Origin of the sequence: Kitasatospora sp. NPDC059646 (assembly GCF_042734615.1) — a bacterium.
Lineage (GTDB): Bacteria > Actinomycetota > Actinomycetes > Streptomycetales > Streptomycetaceae > Kitasatospora.
In genome coordinates this window covers 157,151-178,036 of sequence record NZ_JBHWDS010000004.1, presented here as the reverse complement: position 1 = coordinate 178,036, position 20,886 = coordinate 157,151, and the positions used below count along the sequence as shown (strand labels likewise).

Here is a 20,886-nt window from a genome sequence, read left to right as displayed (position 1 = left end):
AAGGAGTCCAGCGTAACGGGGGCCGGGCGCTCGTCGGACGGTCAGTTCGCCACCGGGACGGGCGGCTCGGCCGCCTCCGGCACGGGGGTGGTGCGCGCGGGCAGCGCGGTGGCCAGCAGGAACGCGGCGAGCAGCAGCGCCGCGCCCACCCCGAAGGCCAGGTGGAAGCCTCCGACGGCGTCCCCGGCGTCCCCGGCCAGGGCGGTGAGGACGGCGACGCCGAGCGCCGCGCCGACCTGCTGGGTGGTGTTGAGCACACCGGAGAGCAGGCCGGCGTCCTCGGGCCGGGCGTCGGCCATGCCGAGCGCGGTGAGCGCGGTGGCGGCGAGCCCGAAGCCGGCCCCGAGCAGCATGGTGGGCAGCAGGTCGGCGGCGTAGTGGAAGCGCCCGGCGGGCAGCCGCAGCAGCAGCGCCAGGCCGGCGGTGAGCAGGGCGAGGCCGAGCAGCAGGGTGCGGCGTTCGCCGAGCCGGCCGATGGCGCGGGCGGCGACCAGCAGCGAGACGGCGCCGATGGTGAGCGCGGCGGGCAGCATGGCCAGTCCGGTGGCGAGCGGTCCGTAGTGCTGGACGTTCTGCAGGTAGAGCGCCACCAGCACCTGGAAGCCGAACATCGCGGCCAGCAGCAGGACCTGCACCAGGTTGGCGAGCGCGGTGGTGCGCCGGGCGAGGATCCGCAGCGGCAGCAGCGGGGCGGCGGCGCTGGTCTGCCGGAGGACGAACCCGGCGAGCAGGGCGAGCGCGGCGGCGGCCGGGGCCCAGCCGTGCGGGCCGCCCTCGACGATGGTGTACACGCCGAGCATCAGGCCGCCGGTGACCAGCACCGCGCCGGGGAGGTCCACGCCGCCCGCGGCGCCGGCGGCCCGGTCGCGGGGCAGCAGGCGCAGCCCGGCGGCCAGGGCTGCGGCGCCGATCGGCAGGTTGATGAAGAAGATCCAGTGCCAGCCGAGGCCCTGGGTGAGCACCCCGCCGAGCACCTGGCCGAGCGAGGCGCCGGCCGCGCCGGTGAAGCCGACGGCACCGAACGCCTTGGCCCGGTCGGCGGGTTCGGGGAACAGCCCGACCACCATGCCGAGGCCGACGGCGGAGGCCATCGCCCCGCCGACGCCCTGCAGGAAGCGGGCGGCGATCAGCGTCGCGGGGCCGGCGGCGAGGCCGCACAGCACGGACGCGGCGGTGAAGGCGGCGATGCCGGCGAGGTAGACGCGGCGGCGGCCGAGCAGGTCGCCGAGGCGTCCGGCGAGCAGCAGCAGGCCGCCGAAGGCGATCACGTAGGCGTCCACCACCCAGGCCAGTCCGGCCCGGCCGATGTGCAGGTCGTTCTGGATGGCGGGCAGCGCGACGGTGGTGATCGAGCCGTCCAGGATCACCATCAGCATGCCGGCGCAGACCACCGCGAGGGCCGGCCAGCGGCCGCGTGACGGGTGTTCGGACATGGGTGTCTCCCTCCCCCGGGGCGCGCGGGCGTGCGCTCCCTCCGATAAGAGAGACCGTAGCAGATGGTTTTGTAATAGACGATCTAAAACGGTACGACGTCCCGGAACCTCACTGCCGAGGGCGCCGCGGCCGCCGCACCTGCTTCTCCTCGGGGCCGGACGCCGGCCCGCCGGCCGGCAGCCGCTGCAGCTTGTCGAGGGCGTCCACCAGCACCTGCCGCTCCCCCGGCGACAGTTCGTCCAGCGCGGCGGCGTGCACCCGGTCCACGATCTCCGTGCCCCGGCTCACCAGCTCCTCGCCGGCCGGGGTGACGCTGATGACCCGCGCCCGCCGGTCGGTGGCGGACGGGCGGCGCTCGGCGAGGCCGTCGCGTTCCAGCTCGTCGGCGGTGACCACCATGGTGGTCTTGTCCAGCCCGGCGAGCGCCGCCAGTTGCGACTGGGTGCGCTCCGCCTCCATGGCGTGCACCAGCACGCAGTGCTTGCGCGGCGAGCTGCCGATCTCCGCCAGCGCCACCGACAGGCGGGTGTTCATGGCATGGCCGGCCTGCACCAGCAGTCCGGTGAGGTCGCGGACGGTCCGCTCCGGGACGGGAGAGTTCATCTCCCCAGAATAAGTCCGCCAGTAGACGGTTCCGCCGCCGAACGGCCCGGTCAGCGGGCGGAGCGGACCAGCCCGGCCCGCCGGGCCCGCTCCACCGCGCCGGGCAGCGCGGCGGCCAGCGCCGCCACGTCCGCCGCGGTGGAGGTGTGGCCGAGCGAGAACCGCAGCGAGGCGCGGGCGAGTTCGGGCTCCACGCCCATCGCCAGCAGCACGTGGCTGGGCTGCGGGACGCCCGCCGAACAGGCCGAGCCGGTGGAGCACTCCACGCCCGCCGCGTCCAGCAGCATCAGCAGCGCGTCGCCCTCGCAGCCGGGGAACGAGAAGTGCGCGTTGGCGGGCAGCCGGCCCGCCGGGTCCGGGTCGCCGTTCAGCAGCGCGTCCGGCGCCGCCTCCCGGACCACCGCGACCAGGTCGTCCCGCAGCATGCCGACGCCGGCCGCGTACGCGGGCTGCCGCTCGACGGCGAGCGCCGCGGCCGCCGCGAACCCGGCCGCGCCGGGCACGTCCAGCGTCCCGGAGCGGACGTCGCGCTCCTGGCCGCCGCCGTGCAGCAGCGGGACGGGGGTGGCGGACCGGGACAGCAGCAGCGCGCCGACCCCGTACGGGCCGCCGACCTTGTGGCCGGTGACGGTCATCGCGGTCAGCCCGGAGTCCGCGAACGACACCGGGACCTGGCCCAGCGCCTGCACCGCGTCCGCATGCATCGGGATGCCGAACTCAGTGGCGACGGCCGCGAGTTCGCGGACCGGCTGAACGGTGCCGACCTCGTTGTTGGCCCACATCACGGTGACCAGGGCGACCGTCCCGGGCGAGCGTTCGATCGCCTCGCGCAGTGCCTCGGGGTGCACCCGGCCGAGCCCGTCCACCGGCAGGTACTCGACCTCGGCGCCCTCGTGCTCGGCCAGCCAGTGCACCGCGTCCAGCACCGCGTGGTGCTCGACCGGGCTGCTCAGCACCCGGCGGCGGGCCGGGTCGGCGGCCCGGCGGGCCCAGTACAGGCCCTTGACCGCCAGGTTGTCGGACTCGGTGCCGCCGGCGGTGAGCACGATCTCGCTGGGCCGCGCACCGAGCGACTCGCCCAGCGACTCGCGGGACTCCTCGATCACCCGCCGGGCCCGCCGCCCGGCGGCGTGCAGCGAGGAGGCGTTGCCGACGGCCCCGAACTGCGCCGTCATCGCGGCGATCGCCTCGGGCAGCATCGGGGTGGTGGCGGCGTGGTCGAGGTAAGCCATAGCGGGACCAGTGTAGGCGGCCCACGGGTCACGATTTGGCCATTGCACCCTCTGCAACGCGCCGTTAGCCTTCCGGCCACGCCGCTGTGAGAGGGGGAAGGGCCGTGTCCCAGACGGTCGACCGCGCGCTGACCATCCTGGCCTCGCTCGGCGAGGGCCCCGCCTCGCTGGAACAGGCCGCCTCCCGGATCGGGGTCCACAAGTCGACCGCGCTGCGCCTGCTGCGCACCCTCCAGGAGCACGGCTTCGTCACCCGCCAGTCCGACCAGCGCTACCGGCTCGGCGGCCGGCTGTTCTCGCTCGCCCACCAGGCCCTGGAGGGCATCGACATCCGCCAGGTCGCGGCGCCCTACCTGGCGGTGCTGAACGAGCGCTACGGGCACACCGTCCACCTGTCGGTGCTGGAGGGCGACGAGGTGCTCTACCTGGACAAGGTGGAGGCCCGCTACCCGGAGCTCGGCCGCGGCTGGCTCGGCGAGGAGAGCCGGATCGGCCGCCGCGCCCCGGCCGCGGCCACCGCGGCCGGCAAGGTGCTGCTCGCCGACCTGCCCGCGGACCGGCTCGCCGCCTTCCTCGCCGAGGCCGAACTCCCGGCCCGCACACCGCAGTCGATCCGCGACCCGGAGGAGCTCCGGACGGAGCTGGCCGATGTGCGGCAGCGCGGCTGGGCGGTCGACCAGGCCGAGTACCACGAGTCGGTGAACTGCATCGCCGCGCCGATCGCCGGCACCGAGGGCACCGCGATCGCCGCCTGCTCGATCTCCGCCCCGGTCCGGGTCGCCTCGGTCGTCGAACTCAGCAAGCTGCTGCCCGAACTGCTCTGCACGGTCGAGGCGATCTCGCTGGCGTACGGCGGCTCCCCGACGCCCCGCTGGTGCGAGAACCGGTGCGGCGCCAAGCACGCGGTGCGCGCCGACCGCGCCTGAGCACCGGCCCGGTCGCGGCGGCCGCGCTCACTCCTCGCCGGTGCGCGAGCCGTTGCGGTGCCAGGCCCGCGGCGCCCGCCAGCCGTACCTGAGCGCCAGCATCCGCATGGTGAAGGCGGCGATCGCGGCCAGTGCGGCGTTCACCGGGGTGAGCTGCCCGGTGCCGATCAGGACCGCGGTGATCGCCGCGCCGACCAGCGCCGGCACCGCGTAGATCTCCCGGTCCCAGCGCAGCAGCGACGGCGGCTCCATCGCCAGCACGTCGCGCACCACGCCGCCGCCCGCCGCGGTCAGCATGCCGCAGGACACCGAGGCGACCGCGCCGAGCCCGTAGTCGTGCGCCTTGATGGTGCCGGTGACGGCGAACAGCCCGAGGCCCGCCGCGTCCAGCACCATCACCGCCCGGTTGATCCGCTCCACCTGCGGGTGCAGGAAGAACACCACCACGCCGGCCACCAACGGGGTCGGGAAGTAGCCGGAGTTGGTGAACGCCGCCACCGGCAGCGCGCCGATCACCAGGTCGCGCAGCACGCCGCCGCCCAGTGCGGTGGCCTCGGCCAGGACGCAGATGCCGAAGATGTCCATGTTCTTCCGGACGGCCATCAGGCCGCCGGACAGCGCGAAGACGAAGATGCCCACCAGGTCGAGGACCTGCTGGACGTCGTGCGGGAAGATCTCGGATGTCACCTGGCCAGTGTCCACGTCGGCCGACCGGTGCCGGTCGCCGGGCGGTCAGGCGAAGGACTCGTGCGGCGCGGGCCCGCCCAGCGCGTTCAGCTTGGCCGGCATCCGCAGCGTCGTCATCCGCCGCCAGCCGCCCGCCCGTTCGTACCCGTACACCGCGTGGATGCCCGCCGCCAGCGCCGTCGACTTCGCCCGCGGCCAGCGCAGCAGCTCGCCCAGGTGCGCCATCACCGCCAGGCTGACGTCCCGGTAGGTGCGGATCTCCGCGCGGGCGGTGGCCTGCAGGGTGTCCAGGATCAGCCGGCCGTGCCCGTGGTACGCGAGCCGCAGCAGTTCCTCGTGGCAGAACGCCAGGTGGTTGTCCTCGTCGTTGGAGATCATCCGCACCGCCCGGCCCAGCTCCGGGTGGTCGCCGAAGATCCGCTTCAGCATCAGCATCTGCTCGGACGCCCGCTGTTCGGTCACCCGGGAGTGCGCCAGGTACGTGATCACGTCCCGCTCGGTCAGCGGCTCGTCGCGGCGCAGCCGGGAATGCGCCAGGCCGATGCCCTGGCGCTCCAGGATCATCGTGTAGTCGGTCTCGTCCGGGACCTCGGCCGGCTCCAGGCCGCGCTTGTGCATCAGCGCCTTGAAGATCCGGCCGTGCTTGTCCTCGTCCGCGCCGTGCCGGGCCACCTTCGGCGCCAGCACCCGGTCCGGCACCAGCCGGGCGATCCGGCCGTTCTCCCAGCCGCCCTGGTCCTCCCCCTTGGCCGCGATCGAACAGAACAGCCGGAACGCCCGGTCGTCGTCGTGGATCTCCTGGAACAGACTGCGGGCCGACAGCATGGTGGACCTACCCCTCGCACGGGAGCCGGGACATTCCGGTCCAGTCAAGGCACCGCGGCCCGCCCGGGCAACCGCTCACGCCGCCGGCTGAGCCGGACGAAGGACGGCGGTGCCGCAGTCGGACTAGCCGATCAGCCGGCGCCGCCAGTCCAGCTCGACGATCTCGATCGCCTGCGACGGGCTGCCGTTCCAACGGACCGTCAGGCCGGCGTCCTCCAGGGCCGCGACGACCTCCCTGCCGATCGCCGCGGTGGTGTCCTCCGAGCCGTCGAAGCCGCCGTAGTACAGCGACAGGCCGTGGCCGGCGGCGGCGTGGTCGGTGCCCTGGGAGTGGAAGTAGACGAAGCCCCGGCTGTCCGGCGCGGCCTCCGCGCCGATCTCGGCCTGGCCGCAGCCGTGGCAGCAGGTGAAGTTCTCCCGGGCGGTGATGCCGCGCGCCTCCAGGGCGGCGAACGCCCCGGTCAGCCGCTCGGGGTCGGTCCGGCCGACCCAGGTCCGCTGCTCGGCGACCCGCTCCAGCCACAGCCGGTCGGCCAGCTGCTCGGCCTGAGCCTGCGTCACCGGGCTCGCGCCGTCGCGCACCAGGTGGTCGGCGGCGAGTTCGGCCGCCTCCCGCCTGGTCGCGTAGCCGCCGCGCAGCAGGCCCCGTACTGCCTCGACCAGGATCCGCTCGTCCTCCTCGGACAGCTCCAGCGGCGCGGGCTCCGGCTCGGGCCCGAAGTCCATCCGCTGCCACTCGACCCCGGCGTCCCAGTCCGGGTCCTCCCGCGACCACCGGATCAGCAGTTCGGCCACCCGCTCCAGGTCGGCGACCCGGGTCTCGTAGTGCCGGGCCGGGCTGCCGGCCCGGTGCTCGACGGTCCATTCGCCGTCCACCGGGCAGGTCTGCGCGTACACGTCCGGCAGGTCGGGCACCCGCTGCAGCACCAGGAACGCGCCGTCCCACTCCCCCATGTCCCGCACCAGGTCGGCGAGTTCGTCCTCCGACACGCGCACCCTGACCTCGTCCGACTGGTCCTTCACCGCGATCTCGAGCATGGCCCCACCCTCGCATCCGCCACTGTCAGCGGAGAACGGGAGGGGCACTCCCCCGCCGACGGAAAGGTCCGCCCCGGGGAGCAACCCCCCGGGGCGGACCTGTCGTTCGAAGTGCCCTACTCGCCGGTGTTCTCCGGGAAGTGGCACGCCACCTGGTGCCCCGCCTTCGCGGCGGCGAGCGGCGGTTCCTGGCTCGCGCAGATCTCCTGCGCCTTCCAGCAGCGGGTGCGGAACCGGCAGCCGGACGGCGGGTTGAGCGGGGAGGGCACGTCGCCGGTGAGCAGGATCCGCTCGCGGCGCTCCTTGCGCCGCGGGTCGGGGACCGGCACCGCGGACATCAGGGCGTTGGTGTACGGGTGCATCGGCTGGGCGTAGAGGGAGTCGCGGTCGGCGATCTCCACCACCTTGCCGAGGTACATCACCGCGACGCGGTCGGAGACGTGCCGGACCACCGAGAGGTCGTGCGCGATGATCAGGTAGGTCAGGCCGAGCTCCTTCTGGAGGTCGTCCAGCAGGTTGACCACCTGGGCCTGGATGGAGACGTCCAGGGCCGAGACCGGCTCGTCGGCGACGATCATCTTCGGCCGCAGGGCGAGCGCGCGGGCGATGCCGATGCGCTGGCGCTGGCCGCCGGAGAACTCGTGCGGGTAGCGGTTGTAGTGCTCGGGGCTGAGTCCGCAGAGTTCCAGGAGGTCCTGGACGGCCCTCTTGACGCCGTGCTCGGTCTGGACGTTCTGGAGCCGGAACGGCGCACCGACGATGGTGCCGATGGTGTGCCGCGGGTTCAGCGAGGAGTACGGGTCCTGGAAGATCATCTGGATGTCGCGGCGGTACGGCCGCATCGCCGCGACGCCCAGGTGGGTGATGTCGGCGCCCTCGAACTCGATCTTCCCGCCGGTGGGTTCGTCGAGCCGGGTGACCAGGCGTCCCATCGTGGACTTGCCGCAGCCGGACTCGCCGACCACGCCGAGCGTCTCGCCGGCCATGACCTCGAAGTCGATGCCGTCGACGGCTCGCACCGCGGCGACCTGACGCTTCAGCAGGCCCTTGGTGACCGGGAAGTGCCGGGTCAGTCCGGTGACCCGCAGCAGGGGTTCACGGTCCGGGCCGGGTGCCTGGGCGGGCACCTTCGCGGCCTGCGGGGCCGCCGTCTGGCTGTCCGTCATCGGTTGTCTCCAAGTGGGTGGTACGTGCTCACAGCCGGGGCGCGATCTCTTCGGCGAAGATCCGGTGGCGTTCGGCGATCGGCAGGTGGCAGGCGGCGTGGTGCCGGGGCGCGGCCTCGGCGAGCACGGGAACCTCGCTGGTGGAGCGGCCGCCGGTGAGCTCGGCGTACGGGCAGCGCGGGTGGAACGCGCAGCCGGACGGCACGTTGATCAGGCTCGGCGGGGTGCCCTTGACCGGGATCAGCCGGTCCTGGAGCTCCCGGTCGAGGCGGGGCATCGAGCCGAGCAGGCCCCAGGTGTAGGGGTGCTCGGGCGAGTCGAAGATGGTCTCGGCGGGGCCGCGCTCGACGGGCTTGCCGCCGTACATGACCAGGATGTCGTCGGCGATTTCGGCGACCACGCCCAGGTCGTGCGTGATGATGATGACGGCGGAGCCGAACTCCTTCTGCAGGTCCCGGATCAGGTCCAGGATCTGCGCCTGGACGGTGACGTCCAGGGCGGTGGTCGGCTCGTCGGCGATCAGCAGCGAGGGGTCGTTGACCAGGGCCATGGCGATCATGGCGCGCTGGCGCATGCCGCCGGAGAACTCGTGCGGGTAGCTGTCGACCCGCTTGTCGGGCTGCGGGATGCCGACCCGGTCGAGCATCTCGACGGCCCGGGCGCGGGCCTCCTTCTTGGAGGCGCCGGGGTGGTGGGCCCGGTAGCCCTCGATGATCTGGGCGCCGACCGTGTAGTACGGGTGCATCGCGGTCAGCGGGTCCTGGAAGATCATCGCCATCTTCTGGCCGCGGAGCTGGCGCACCCGGTTGGCGCCGGCCGCCACCAGCTCCTCGCCGTCCAGCCAGATCTCGCCGGAGATCTGCGGGGCGCCGCGCTTGGTGCCGGTGCGGTGCAGGCCCATGATCGACAGCGAGGTGACGGACTTTCCGGAGCCGGACTCGCCGACGATGCCGAGGGTCTTGCCGCGCTCCAGGTCGAAGCTCAGGCCGTTGACCGACTTGACCAGTCCGTCGTCGGTCGGGAAGTGCACCTTCAGGTCGCGGACGGACAGGAAGGGCTTGTCGTCGTTGCTCATGCCAGCTTCACCTTGGGATCGACGACGGCGTACAGCAGGTCAACCACGAGGCTGGCCATGATGATGAAGAACGCGGCGAACATGGTCACGCCCATGATCACCGGCAGGTCGCTGGAGGCGATCGACTGGACCGCCTCGTAGCCGAGGCCGCGCAGGTTGAAGGTCTTCTCGGTGAGCACCGCGCCGCCCAGCAGGCCGCCGAGGTCCATGCCGAAGACGGTCAGGATCGGGGTCAGCGTGGAGCGCATGGCGTGCTTGCCGATGACGACGGGTTCCTTGAGGCCCTTGGCGCGCGCGGTGCGGATGTAGTCCTCGCCGAGCACGTCGAGCAGGGTCGCCCTGCTGAGTCGGGCGTAGGTCGCGGCGAACAGGAAGGCCAGCGTGATCCAGGGCAGGACCAGCCCCTGGAACCAGGCCACCGGGTCGTCCGCGAACTCCGTGTAGGTGTTCGGGAACCAGCCGAGCTGGTGGACGAAGACCGCGAGCGCGACCAGGCCGGTGAAGTACATCGGCAGCGAGACGCCGGCCAGCGCGACGGTCATGCTGATGCGGTCCAGGGCGGTGCCGCGGCGCAGCGCCGAGACGATGCCGGTGGCGGTGCCGAGCAGCAGCCACAGCACCGAGGCGCCGACGGCCAGCGAGATGTCGACGCCGACCCGGCTGAGCAGGAGCGGGAAGACCTCCTGCTCGGTCTTGAACGAGTAGCCCAGGCAGGGGGCGTAGCAGTGGGTCACGTCGACGCCGGCGTTGAAGTCGCGGCCGACGAACACGCCCTTCAGGAAGAGCCAGAACTGTTCGACGATCGACTTGTCGAGGCCCATCTTGTGGCGGATACCCTCGACGGCCGCGTGGTCCGCGATCTTGCCCACGTAGAGCATCGCGGGGTCGGTTCCGGTGAGCTTGGGCACCATGAAGAAGATGCCGAAGGTCACCGCGGCGACCACCAGCAGCATGAGGACGACGTTGATCAGTCGCCTGAAGAGATACACGAGCACTGCGGTCGGCCCTGCCACGGGCCGGCCGGCGTTTCCCCGGTGGGGGTCGTCCGGCCGACCCGGGCAGGGCCTTCACCTGCCCTTCGGACTAGCGGTGCGAACTAAGGGGGAAGGTCAGGTCACTTGCCGTCGGAGACGCCGAGCGCCTGGAAGTCCACCTCGCCGAAGGCGTCGGAGATGTAGACGTTGGTCAGGCGCGGGTTGCGCCAGTTCAGGGCCTTGTCGGCGACGATCGGCAGGTAGTAGGCGCCGTCGGCGACCTTGTGGTTGATCTTCTTGTAGATCTCGGCGGCCTTGGCCGGGTCGGTGGTCTGCGCGGCCTGGTCGAACCAGCCGTTGATCTCCGGGTCGTTGATCTCGGCGTAGTTGTTGTTGCCGTTGGTGGTGATGAAGCGGCCGTCGACCAGCGGCTGGAGGTAGCCGGAGCCGGTCGGGTAGTCGGCGCCCCAGCCCATGACGATCAGGCCGTAGCCCTTGCTCTTGACCGAGTCGGGCGCGCCGATCACCGAGGCGTTCAGCTTGCCGTCGTACTGGTCGACGGTGACGTCGATGTTGACGGCCTTGAGGGCGGTCTGCAGCGCCACCGCGGAGTTGACCTCCTTCGGCTTGTTGCCGCGCACCGCGATGTTGGTCTTGAATCCGTCGGGCTTGCCGCAGGCCTTCAGCTCTTCCTTGGCCTTCTCGACGTTCGGCTTGCCCTTGGTCAGACCCCACGGGTCGTAGTCGTCCGAGCCGAGGATGTTCGGGGGCAGCATCGAGCCGTAGAGCGAGCCGGCCACCGAGCCGCCGCGGGCGGTCTGCAGGGCGGTGGTGTCGGCCGCGTACAGGACGGCCTTGCGGCAGTGCTCGTTCTCGAACGGGGCGACCGTCGGGGCCATCACGACGTAGCGGATGAAGCCGTTGTACGGGTCGTCGGTGTTGGCCTTCAGGGCCTGGTCCTGCAGGACCTTGACCTGGGCGGCCTGCGACAGGCCGGTCTGGCCCCAGTCGAGGTCGGCGGTGTTCGCCAGCAGGCGGGCGTCCATGTCGTCGGCGTTGGTGGTGACGGTCAGCTTCACGACGTCCGGCAGCGCCTTGCGGAACGGGTCGGAGGCCGGGTCCCAGTTCTCGTTGCGGACCAGCTCGTAGCCCTTGCCCGGCTCGGCGGTCTTGAACTTGTACGGGCCGGAGGAGACCGGCTTGTCGGCGTAGTGGGCGCCGGTGTCCAGCTTCTGCGGGACCGGGGCGGCGGAGCCCATGGCCAGCAGGTACGGGAAGTCCGAGTTGGGCTTGGCCAGGGTGAAGACGATGGTGTTGTCGTCCGGGGTCTGGACGGACTTCAGGCCCAGCTTGTTCGGGTCGGTGTCCGTGTAGGGGCCCTTGTAGTTCTGGCCCTGGTCGAGCTCGTTGACCACGTAGGTCGGGCCGCCGGAGATGACGTCCTGCGCGAAGACGCGCTCGATGCCGTACTTGATGTCCTTCGAGGTGATGACCGAGCCGTCCTCGAACTTCAGGCCCGGCTTCAGCTTGAAGGTGTAGGTCTTGCCGTCCGCGGAGATCTCCGGCTTGGCGGCGGCCAGGTCGGGGACCAGGTTCAGGCCCTCCTTGCCCGGCTTGCCGTCGAAGGCCAGCAGGGTGCGGGTGTAGAAGCGCTCGAAGTTCCACACCGAGGCGTAGTAGGCGCGACCGGGGTCGAGCGAGTCCACGTCGGTGGTGGTCCACAGGTTGAGGGTGCCGCCCTTCTTGTCGGACGGGTTCACCACCTTGTCGACGGCCGCGTTGAAGCCGGCCGCGCTGCCCTTGGCACCGCCTTCGCCGGAGTTGCCGCTCTTGCTGCCGCCGCAGGCGGTGGCGGTGAGCGCGAGGGTGGCCGCGAGGGCGGCGACCGCGAGCGTCCTGTTTCGCTTCATGGGTTGGGGAACCTCCAGAGTTGCGGGCTCAGTTGCCCTTGGGGTCGAGCGCGTCGCGCAGGCCGTCGCCGAACAGGTTGAAGGCGAGCACGGTGATGAAGATCGCGAGGCCGGGGATCACCATGTAGGTGGGGTCCGCCTGGTAGATGCCGACCGCGTCGGAGAGCATCTGGCCCCAGGAGGGGGTGGGCGGCCGGACACCGGCCCCGAGGAAGCTGAGCGCCGCCTCGTTCAGGATGTTGGCGGGGATGATCAGGGTCGCGTAGACCAGGATCGGCGCCACCAGGTTGGGAAGCAGTTCGCGGAACAGGATGTGGGCGCGGCCGGCGCCGAGGCTGCGGGCGGCGTCCACGAACTCCCGGTTGCGCAGCGACAGGGCCTGGCCTCTGACGATGCGTCCGATGTAGGGCCAGCCGAAGAAGCCGATCACGATGATCAGCACCCATACGCGCACGGTGGTGTCGCCCAGTCCGAGCACCGAGTTGGGGATCACCGACACCAGCGCGATGCTGAACAGCAGCTGCGGGAAGGCCAGCAGGACGTCCATGACGCGGCCGATGAACGCGTCCACCCAGCCGCCGAAGTAGCCGGCGGTGATGCCCATGACCACGCCGATGCCGACGGACAGCACGGCGGCGCCGAGCGCCACCAGCAGCGAGATCTGCGCGCCGTACAGGACGCGGGAGAACACGTCGCGGCCGAACACCGGGTCGACGCCCAGCAGGTATTCGCCGCTCATGCCGCCGAACGCGCCCTTGGGCAGGCCGAGGTCGGGGTTGATCTGGTCCGGGTGCGGTTCGTCGACCGGGTGTCCGAACAGTGCGGTGAGCACCGGCGCGAGGACCGCCGCGAGGATGAGCAGGATCACCACGACACCGCCGGCCAGCGCGACCTTGTCGCGCTTGAGGCGGTCCCAGGCGATGCGGCCCGGTGAGCGGCCCTCGATCTTCTTGGCCGGCTCGGAGATTGACGCGCCGTCAGGCTGCGCGCCGGCCGGCGGACCCGAGGTCTCGGTGGGTGTGGTCATGAGTCAGTTCGTTCCCCTCGCCGACGGTGGCCGGCCCACGGAGTCGCGTTTGGTGCGGAAGGCAGAGCGGTTGCGGTGGTGCCGGGTGCCGTTGCGGCGGTGCAGAAGTGCGTTTGGCAAGCAGGGCGTTGCGGGGTGGTGCCGGTGACGCCGGGCGGTGTGCCCCGGCGCGCATGGTGCTGCCGCACGGAGATGCGCATCGTGCGGTTCATGCTGTGGCGGCGGCGCGTTCACCTTCGTGAGGATCGTCTCGCGCTCCGCATTGGGCAGCACTCTCTGTCATGGGAAGTACCCGGCGGAAGACCCCCATCCCGAAGGATGCCTAACTGTGATCTGCTGGCATGCACTTTCGTTGCGCTGGCATATCGCTCTTCACACAGGTGCCGCGCGCACGTCAAGGGGCGCACTGACGATACCCCGCCAGTGGCGGAGAAACGCCAGGTGGAAACGGTGGTGGCACGCGTAGATCACGGCGCGGCAAAAAACCCCCGCCGACCTGGACAAAGGTTCGTGCGGGGGTTTTCGGACGATCTGTCGGGGTACTGTCAGCGGCCCGGATATCCCGGCCACCGGGGCTGCGGCCAGCCCGGGGGCGGCCCCGGGATTGGTTGCGCTGCGTAACCAAAACCGGTGGGGTAGGGCCCGGGCGCGCCCTGCCGGTCGAAGAACGGGCGGGAGTTGGCCCACATCCACATCGCCACCGGGTCGAACTCGTCGGCCATCATCACGGTGGAGACGGCCGGCCCCTCGGGGGCCTGCGAGGCGGCCCGCTGCACCAGCGCCCGGGCGGCCTCCACGGCCGGCGGCGAGGTGTCGTACAGGTCCAGCCCGATCGCCAGGTACGGCTCGCCGAGCACCGGCTGCACCCAGGCCCGCCGCAGCGAGCGCAGCGGGCGCACCTCGGCCGCCTGCTGCTCCAGCACGGCGAAGAACTGCGGCGCCTGCACGGGCGGTTCGGCGATCCGCAGCGGCCCGGCGGGCAGCCGGTCCAGGCCGACGGCGATCCGCCGCAGGTCCGCCCAGGGCACGCCGACGCCGCCGCCGGGGCGGTGCGGGTCCAGCCACAGGCCCCAGCGGGAGCGGTACAGCGAACCGGCGATCTCCGGCCCGGACACCACCTCGTGCCCGCGCGACCAGCCGCTGGCCGACAACTGCCCCGGGGACGTCACGCAGGGCGCGTAGCCGTGCCCGCCGATGTCCATGTTCCCGTACTGGGCGTCCGGGCTGCCCGGGCTGCCGTGCCACAGCAGCATCCAGACCTGCCCGTTGGCGAGGGCGCGCAACAGCCCCTCGTACGCCTCCCACCGCTCCGGTGCGACCGCTGCGAGGGCGCGCTCGATCGCGCCCGGGTCGCCGGCTGCTCCCGTCACGTCGCCGCCTCGTCTCTCGTCCTGGTCGCCGCCCGTCCACCGCGCCGCGATGTGCCGGGGCAACCCTATGGGGCGCGCCCGACAGCCGTCATGCCGCCGTCCCGGATCCGGCCCGGAAAAGCCCGCGGGGTCACGGCCGCACGTAGAAGGGCTGTACCCGTCCCAGCAGCCAGTCCACCACCGGGTCGGCGACCAGGTCGAGCAGCACCAGGTGGACGCCCCAGCTCGGCGCCGCGGTTCCGAGCGCCCGGCCGAGCGCCAGGTTGACGTCGCCGGGGTCGGCGGGCGCCGCCGGGTCCAGCTGGACGCCGACGTACAGCAGGGTGGGCTCGCCCTCCACCCGAGCCAGCGCCCGACGGGCCGTCAGCACGCCGGGCAGGGCGGCGAGTTCGCCGGTCGCGGCGGCCAGGAAGGCGTACGGCTCCTGGTGCGGCTCGGGCTCCTTGAGCGCCACCCGCGCCCCCTCCGCGACGCCCTGCGCCTCCCACGCCTCGCCGCGCGGCCCGCGCCGCAGCTCGCCCACGCCCTCGGGCGGCACCGGGATGCCCACCGGCGCCTCGGGGTTGACCGCGATGCCGATGCCCAGCGGCAGGCCGCGGGCGAACTCCCACATCGGGGCGATCGCGAACGGGATGCCCGGCGCGTGCTGGAGGTACAGCTCCTGCGAGCTGTACACCGGCACGTAGGGCGCGCCGGCCAGTTCGAGCGTCGGCAGGTCGAGCGACCCGGCCTGCGGGTCGGCGCCCGACGGCAGCGGGATCCACACCTGGCTGCGGGCCAGCACCTCGATCACCCGGGGCGTCGCCCCCGGATCGCCGAGGGCCGCCATCAGCACCTGCTCCAGCTCGTTGGCCGGCCAGCTCCCGCCTTCCGGAACCTGACCCAGCGGGAACCCCATCTCGCCCCTCCACACTCACGGTTGCGATCAGGTTAGCGGCGCGCCCGGGGCCCCCGCCGAGAGTGTGGGCGAACCCCACTCCCGCGAGCGCCTCCCGGCATGCCATGATGGGCCCGCTCAAACTTCATACCGGCCGCTCGAACCCGCGCGGGAGAGCCGGAACGACCGTCATCCGGTCGCGACCGGCGCCGAAGGAGCAAGTCCTCCCCGGAATCTCTCAGGCCCCCTTACCGCCCGGGCGAGGCAGATCTGGAAAGTGGACACGGCCGCGCCGTGCGCCCACCCACGGTGCAAACCGCCATCCTGTCCGGGATGCGGTGAAGCTCTCAGGTTCGACGACAGACGGGGAGATTCGCCCCAGCCTGCCCGTTTCCAGATCCCGGGAGTCCTGTCGTGTCCCTCCGCCTGACCGCGCTCGACGCACTGCACCGCTCGCTCGGCGCCACCATGACCGACTTCGCGGGCTGGGACATGCCGCTGCGCTACGGCAGCGAGCGCGAGGAGCACCTCGCCGTCCGCACCAAGGCCGGCCTGTTCGACCTCTCGCACATGGGCGAGATCACCGTCTCCGGCCCGCAGGCCGGCGAGCTGCTCGACCACGCGCTGGTCGGCTTCATCTCCGCCCTCGGCGTGCTGCGCGCCCGCTACACCATGATCTGCCGCGAGGACGGCGGCATCCTGGACGACCTGATCGTCTACCGCACCGCGGAGAACGAGTACCTGGTGGTCGCCAACGCCTCCAACGCCCAGGTGGTGCTGGACGCCCTGACCGAGCGCGCGGCCGGCTTCGACGCCGTCGTCCGCGACGACCGCGACGCCTACGCGCTGCTCGCCGTCCAGGGCCCCGAGGCCAACGGCATCCTGGCCGAGCTCACCGACGCCGACCTGCCCGCCCTCAAGTACTACGCGCTGCTGCCCGCCACCGTGGCGGACCGTCAGGTCTGGCTGGCCCGCACCGGCTACACCGGCGAGGACGGCTTCGAGGTCTTCTGCGCCCCCGCCGACGCCGAGCACCTGTGGACGGCGCTGACCGCGGCCGGCACCGACAAGGGCCTGGTCCCGTGCGGCCTGTCCTGCCGCGACACGCTGCGCCTGGAGGCCGGCATGCCGCTGTACGGGCACGAGCTGTCCACCGACCTGACCCCGTTCGACGCCGGCCTCGGCCGGGTGGTGCGCTTCGACAAGACCACCAACGGCGGCGCGTTCGTCGGCCGCAAGGCGCTGGAGGAGGCCGCCGCGGCGGCCGAGACCAACCCGCCGCGCAAGCTGGTCGGCCTGGTCTCCGAGGGCAAGCGCGTCCCGCGCGCCGAGTACTCGGTGGTGGACGCCGAGGGCGCCGTGATCGGCCGGATCACCTCCGGCTCGCCGTCCCCGACCCTGGCCAAGCCGATCGCCATGGCGTACGTGGACGCCGCGCACGCCGAGCCCGGCACCACCGTCGCGGTGGACGTCCGCGGCAAGGCCGAGCCGGTCCAGGTCGTCGCGCTGCCGTTCTACAAGCGCACCCGCTGACCCCGGTCGGCCCTCCACCTGCTTCCCGAGCAGTTTTTTCCGGTTCGTCCGCCCAGCGGACGGCCGCGCCCTCCCCTCTTGCGATCCTGGAGAATGACGCCATGAGCAACCCCACGCACCTGCAGTACACCAAGGAGCACGAGTGGCTGACCGCCGCCGTGGACGGGGTGTCGACGGTCGGCATCACCGCGCACGCGGCCGACGCCCTCGGCGACATCGTCTACGTCCAGCTCCCCAATGTGGGTGACACCGTCACCGCGGGTGAGACCTGTGGCGAGCTCGAGTCCACCAAGTCGGTCAGCGACCTCTTCTCCCCCGCCACCGGCGAGGTCACCGAGGTCAACCAGACGGTCATCGACGACCCGGCCCTGGTCAACTCGGAGCCCTTCGAGGGCGGTTGGCTGTTCAAGGTCCGCGTCGAGGCCACCGACGAGCTGCTCGACGCCGACGGCTACACCGCCTTCACCGGCGCCTGACCGGGAGACCCCCCATGACGGTTCTCAACCAGTCCCTCCACGCGCTCGACCCGGAGATCGCCGCCGCGGTCGACGCCGAGCTGCACCGCCAGCAGACCACCCTGGAAATGATCGCCTCCGAGAACTTCGCCCCGGTGGCGGTCATGGAGGCCCAGGGCTCGGTGCTCACCAACAAGTACGCCGAGGGCTACCCCGGCCGCCGCTACTACGGCGGCTGCGAGCACGTCGACGTGGTCGAGCAGATCGCCATCGACCGGGTGAAGGAGCTGTTCGGCGCCGAGCACGCCAACGTGCAGCCGCACTCCGGCGCGCAGGCGAACGCCGCGGCGATGTTCGCGCTGATCCAGCCGGGCGACACCATCCTGGGCCTGAACCTGGCCCACGGCGGTCACCTGACCCACGGCATGAAGATCAACTTCTCCGGCAAGCTCTACAACGTGGCCGCCTACCACGTCGACGAGAAGACCGGCCAGGTCGACATGGCCGAGGTCGAGCGCCTCGCCAAGGAGCACCAGCCCAAGCTGATCATCGCCGGCTGGTCCGCCTACCCGCGCCAGCTGGACTTCGCCGAGTTCCGCCGCATCGCGGACGAGGTCGGCGCCCTGCTCATGGTCGACATGGCGCACTTCGCCGGCCTGGTCGCCGCCGGCCTGCACCCCTCCCCGGTGCCGTACGCGGACGTGGTCACCACCACCACCCACAAGACCCTGGGCGGCCCGCGCGGCGGCGTCATCCTGTCCAAGGCCGAGTACGCCAAGAAGATCAACTCCGCGGTCTTCCCCGGCCAGCAGGGCGGCCCGCTGGAGCACGTCATCGCCGGCAAGGCGGTGGCCTTCAAGGTCGCGGCCTCCGACGACTTCAAGGACCGCCAGGTCCGCACCCTCGAAGGCGCGAAGATCCTCGCCGAGCGCCTGCTCCAGGACGACGTGACCGCCTCCGGCGTCTCCGTGCTGTCCGGCGGCACCGACGTCCACCTGGTGCTGGTCGACCTGCGCAACAGCGAGCTCAACGGCCAGGACGCCGAGGACCGCCTCCACGAGGTCGGCATCACCGTCAACCGCAACGCCGTCCCGAACGACCCGCGCCCGCCGATGGTCACCTCGGGCCTGCGCATCGGCACCCCGGCGCTGGCCACCCGCGGCTTCGGCGCCGAGGACTTCCGCGAGGTCGCCGACGTCATCGCGGAGACCCTGAAGCCCGGCTTCGACACCGCCAAGGCCGAGTCCCTCAAGGCCCGGGTGAGCGCGCTCGCCGCCAAGCACCCGCTGTACCCCGAGCTGTAACCCGTCCGCGCGGCCGACCGCACCCGGCGGCCGCCCGGACCCCCGGGGCACCGCGCACACTGGACAGTGCGCGCGGTGCCCCGTTCCATGCACCGCCCCCGTCCCACCGGACGGACCACTCCACGAGACCAGACAAGGACGTCACCCCGTGGCCATCAGCGTCTTCGACCTCTTCTCCATCGGCATCGGACCGTCCTCCTCGCACACCGTCGGCCCGATGCGCGCCGCCCGGATGTTCGCCCGCCGGCTCGGCTCCGAAGGCCTCCTCGACCGGGTCGCCTCGCTGCGCGCCGAGCTGTACGGCTCCCTCGGCGCCACCGGCCACGGCCACGGCACCCCGAAGGCGGTCCTGCTCGGCCTGGAGAACAACTCGCCGCGCACCGTGGACGTCGACCAGGCCGACCTGGACGTCGACCGGATCCGCGCCGCCAGGCGGATCAACCTGCTCGGCCGCCACGAGATCGCCTTCGACCCCGACACCGACCTGGTCCTGCACCGCCGCAAGGCCCTGCCCTACCACGCCAACGGCATGTCGCTGTGGGCGTACGACGCGGCCGGCGAGGTGCTCCTGGAGAAGACCTACTACTCGGTCGGCGGCGGCTTCGTGGTCGACGAGGCCGCGATCGGCGAGGCCCGGGTCAAGCCCGACGACACCGTCCTGCGCCACCCGTTCCGCACCGGCGAGGAGCTGCTCCGGCTCACCCGGGAGACCGGCCTGTCCATCTCCGGCCTGATGCTGGAGAACGAGAAGGCCTGGCGCACCGAGGCCGAGATCCGGGCCGGGCTGCTGGAGATCTGGGACGTCATGAAGGAGTGCGTCGCGGCCGGCATGTCCCGCGAGGGCATCCTGCCGGGCGGGCTGAAGGTGCGCCGCCGGGCCGCGGCCGCCGCGCGGGCCATGCGCGCCGAGGGCATCGGGCCCGGCAACGCGATGGAGTGGGTCACCCTCTACGCGATGGCCGTCAACGAGGAGAACGCCTCCGGCCGCCGCGTCGTCACGGCCCCGACCAACGGCGCGGCCGGCATCATCCCGGCCGTCCTGCACTACTACCTGAACTTCATTCCGGGCGCGGACGAGGACGGCATCGTCCGCTTCCTGCTCGCCGCCGGCGCGATCGGCATGCTCTTCAAGGAGAACGCCTCCATCTCCGGCGCCGAGGTCGGCTGCCAGGGCGAGGTCGGCTCGGCCTGCTCGATGGCCGCGGGCGGGCTCGCCGAGGTCCTCGGCGGCACCCCGGAGCAGGTCGAGAACGCCGCCGAGATCGGCATCGAGCACAACCTCGGCCTGACCTGCGACCCGGTCGGCGGCCTGGTCCAGATCCCCTGCATCGAGCGCAACGGCATGGCCTCCGTCAAGGCGGTCACCGCCGCCCGCATGGCCCTCCGCGGCGACGGCCGCCACCACGTCTCCCTGGACAAGGCCATCAAGACCATGAAGGAGACCGGCGCCGACATGAAGGTCAAGTACAAGGAGACCTCCCGCGGCGGCCTCGCCGTCAACGTCATCGAGTGCTAGCGGGAAGGCTCCCGCAGGGAACCGGGCGCGCAGGGGCGTCGGCCGTGATGCCCCCGCAAGCTCCCCGCAGGGGCTTCGGCTCTGCGCCGGGGGCTCCCCGCAAGGTGTCGGCCGTCCTCGGCGTCGCATCGGGGGCCGGTTCGTCCAGATGGTGAGACGAATCACCGTCGACCTGGAATCCTAAGGTGAAGCACGCCACTCGCCTTGGTTTCAATTTGTTCAAGGTGTCATAACGTGCGATAGTTATGCCTGTCGGGCGGAACGGCCCGACCACTTCCACTCGGCGGCACGCACCCCCTTGGCCGCCGGGTGACGCGCAGGGGCCCCGGACCGCGAACAACCGCGGACAGGGGCCCCGCACCGTTTTCTCAGCCGGTCGCGGCGGACGCCCGGATCTTCATCTCGAACCAGACGCCTTTGCCGCGGGGCAGCAGTTCCGCGCCCCAGCGGTCGGCGATCGCGTCGACCACCCGCAGGCCGTGGCCGTTCTGGTAGCCGATCTCGGGGGCGACGATCAGGCAGGGCAGCGCCCGCGAGGAGTCGCGGACCTCGACCCGCAGCCACCCGGGCCGCCGGACCACGCGGAGGCCGATCATCCGCCCGCCGGCGTGCACCACGGCGTTGGCGACCAGCTCGCCGGTGAGGAGTTCCCCGGCCTCCAGCAGCTGGTGGAGCTTCCAGGCCCCTAACACCGAGAGCACGAGCCGCCGTGCGACGCCGGCCGACTCCGGGCGGGAGGGCAGTCGCACCTCCTCGGCGGAGTCGGGATCGCTGAGCACGCCGAGGAAGGCGTGCTCCATCTCGTCCGGGGTCATCCGTTCCAGATCGGCGAGCACGACCGCGGCGCCGGCTCCTGACGAGCCGTCACCGCGGGTGTCGACCAATGGAAGTGATGACCGTTCCGCTTCGCCCCATCCCGCCATGCGCCCCATCA

The 20,886-nt window shown here is 72.1% G+C and carries 19 protein-coding genes and 1 riboswitch; of the genes, 5 read left to right on the top strand and 14 right to left on the bottom strand.

Going from position 1 to position 20,886, the window contains the following annotated elements; genetic code table 11:
* Positions 1 to 41 precede the first annotated feature (41 nt).
* The 3 genes from ACFV1L_RS04350 to ACFV1L_RS04340 all read right to left on the bottom strand — a co-directional run bounded on the left by ACFV1L_RS04350 (position 42) and on the right by ACFV1L_RS04340 (position 3,269).
* The gene (locus ACFV1L_RS04350; RefSeq protein ID WP_380362742.1) at positions 42 to 1,433 is read right to left on the bottom strand and encodes an MFS transporter; all 1,392 of its coding nucleotides are present in this window, start codon (positions 1,431 to 1,433) and stop codon (positions 42 to 44) included.
* A 109-nt stretch (positions 1,434 to 1,542) separates the two neighbouring features.
* Positions 1,543 to 2,037: a MarR family winged helix-turn-helix transcriptional regulator gene (locus ACFV1L_RS04345; RefSeq protein ID WP_380362741.1), complete on the bottom strand. Its 495-nt coding sequence runs from the start codon at positions 2,035 to 2,037 to the stop codon at positions 1,543 to 1,545.
* Between the two features lie 50 nt (positions 2,038 to 2,087).
* A complete protein-coding gene (locus tag ACFV1L_RS04340) occupies positions 2,088 to 3,269 on the bottom strand; it encodes a cysteine desulfurase family protein (RefSeq protein ID WP_380362740.1) in 1,182 nt (393 codons plus the stop codon).
* Between the two features lie 104 nt (positions 3,270 to 3,373).
* On the opposite strand from ACFV1L_RS04340, the gene ACFV1L_RS04335 reads away from it, so the two are divergent.
* A complete protein-coding gene (locus tag ACFV1L_RS04335) occupies positions 3,374 to 4,195 on the top strand; it encodes an IclR family transcriptional regulator (RefSeq protein ID WP_380362738.1) in 822 nt (273 codons plus the stop codon).
* A 27-nt stretch (positions 4,196 to 4,222) separates the two neighbouring features.
* Here the strand turns inward: ACFV1L_RS04335 and ACFV1L_RS04330 are convergent, their stop codons facing one another.
* From ACFV1L_RS04330 to ACFV1L_RS04285, 10 genes are all read right to left on the bottom strand, one after another.
* Positions 4,223 to 4,882, bottom strand: coding sequence for a trimeric intracellular cation channel family protein (locus ACFV1L_RS04330; protein ID WP_380362736.1), 660 nt, complete (start codon positions 4,880 to 4,882; stop codon positions 4,223 to 4,225).
* 45 nt (positions 4,883 to 4,927) lie between these two features.
* Positions 4,928 to 5,707, bottom strand: coding sequence for a ferritin-like domain-containing protein (locus ACFV1L_RS04325; protein WP_380362735.1), 780 nt, complete (start codon positions 5,705 to 5,707; stop codon positions 4,928 to 4,930).
* 123 nt (positions 5,708 to 5,830) lie between these two features.
* Entirely contained in the window at positions 5,831 to 6,745 is a 915-nt protein-coding gene (locus tag ACFV1L_RS04320) for a DUF6891 domain-containing protein (RefSeq protein WP_380362733.1), read from the bottom strand.
* Between the two features lie 116 nt (positions 6,746 to 6,861).
* Complete coding sequence (locus ACFV1L_RS04315; protein ID WP_380362731.1) at positions 6,862 to 7,911, bottom strand: ABC transporter ATP-binding protein; 1,050 nt, start codon at positions 7,909 to 7,911, stop codon at positions 6,862 to 6,864.
* A 28-nt stretch (positions 7,912 to 7,939) separates the two neighbouring features.
* On the bottom strand, positions 7,940 to 8,986 hold the full coding sequence (locus tag ACFV1L_RS04310) for an ABC transporter ATP-binding protein (protein WP_380362730.1): 1,047 nt from the start codon (positions 8,984 to 8,986) through the stop codon (positions 7,940 to 7,942).
* Complete coding sequence (locus ACFV1L_RS04305; RefSeq protein ID WP_380362728.1) at positions 8,983 to 9,981, bottom strand: ABC transporter permease; 999 nt, start codon at positions 9,979 to 9,981, stop codon at positions 8,983 to 8,985. Before ACFV1L_RS04305 ends, ACFV1L_RS04310 begins: the two co-directional genes overlap by 4 nt.
* Before the next feature lie 119 nt (positions 9,982 to 10,100).
* The gene (locus tag ACFV1L_RS04300; RefSeq protein ID WP_380362726.1) at positions 10,101 to 11,870 is read right to left on the bottom strand and encodes an ABC transporter substrate-binding protein; all 1,770 of its coding nucleotides are present in this window, start codon (positions 11,868 to 11,870) and stop codon (positions 10,101 to 10,103) included.
* Between the two features lie 28 nt (positions 11,871 to 11,898).
* A complete protein-coding gene (locus tag ACFV1L_RS04295) occupies positions 11,899 to 12,897 on the bottom strand; it encodes an ABC transporter permease (protein ID WP_380362724.1) in 999 nt (332 codons plus the stop codon).
* A gap of 545 nt (positions 12,898 to 13,442) precedes the next feature.
* Positions 13,443 to 14,267, bottom strand: coding sequence for an enhanced serine sensitivity protein SseB C-terminal domain-containing protein (locus ACFV1L_RS04290; protein WP_380362722.1), 825 nt, complete (start codon positions 14,265 to 14,267; stop codon positions 13,443 to 13,445).
* Positions 14,268 to 14,397: 130 nt separating this feature from the next.
* A complete protein-coding gene (locus tag ACFV1L_RS04285; RefSeq protein ID WP_380362720.1) occupies positions 14,398 to 15,165 on the bottom strand; it encodes an enhanced serine sensitivity protein SseB in 768 nt (255 codons plus the stop codon).
* A 138-nt stretch (positions 15,166 to 15,303) separates the two neighbouring features.
* Positions 15,304 to 15,408: riboswitch (glycine riboswitch) on the top strand.
* A 150-nt stretch (positions 15,409 to 15,558) separates the two neighbouring features.
* Between ACFV1L_RS04285 and gcvT the strand changes: the two genes are divergently transcribed.
* The 4 genes from gcvT (at position 15,559) to ACFV1L_RS04265 (ending at position 19,952) form a co-directional block, all read left to right on the top strand.
* A complete protein-coding gene (gcvT, locus tag ACFV1L_RS04280) occupies positions 15,559 to 16,677 on the top strand; it encodes a glycine cleavage system aminomethyltransferase GcvT (protein WP_380362719.1) in 1,119 nt (372 codons plus the stop codon).
* Positions 16,678 to 16,778: 101 nt separating this feature from the next.
* Positions 16,779 to 17,153 carry a glycine cleavage system protein GcvH gene (gene gcvH / locus ACFV1L_RS04275; RefSeq protein WP_035866341.1) on the top strand — a complete coding sequence of 125 codons (375 nt, stop codon included), beginning with the start codon at positions 16,779 to 16,781 and terminating at the stop codon, positions 17,151 to 17,153.
* Positions 17,154 to 17,167: 14 nt separating this feature from the next.
* Complete coding sequence (gene glyA / locus ACFV1L_RS04270) at positions 17,168 to 18,436, top strand: serine hydroxymethyltransferase (RefSeq protein ID WP_380362718.1); 1,269 nt, start codon at positions 17,168 to 17,170, stop codon at positions 18,434 to 18,436.
* Positions 18,437 to 18,584: 148 nt separating this feature from the next.
* Positions 18,585 to 19,952 carry an L-serine ammonia-lyase gene (locus ACFV1L_RS04265; RefSeq protein WP_380362716.1) on the top strand — a complete coding sequence of 456 codons (1,368 nt, stop codon included), beginning with the start codon at positions 18,585 to 18,587 and terminating at the stop codon, positions 19,950 to 19,952.
* 368 nt (positions 19,953 to 20,320) lie between these two features.
* Here the strand turns inward: ACFV1L_RS04265 and ACFV1L_RS04260 are convergent, their stop codons facing one another.
* Positions 20,321 to 20,788 carry an ATP-binding protein gene (locus ACFV1L_RS04260; protein ID WP_380362714.1) on the bottom strand — a complete coding sequence of 156 codons (468 nt, stop codon included), beginning with the start codon at positions 20,786 to 20,788 and terminating at the stop codon, positions 20,321 to 20,323.
* Positions 20,789 to 20,886 lie beyond the last annotated feature (98 nt).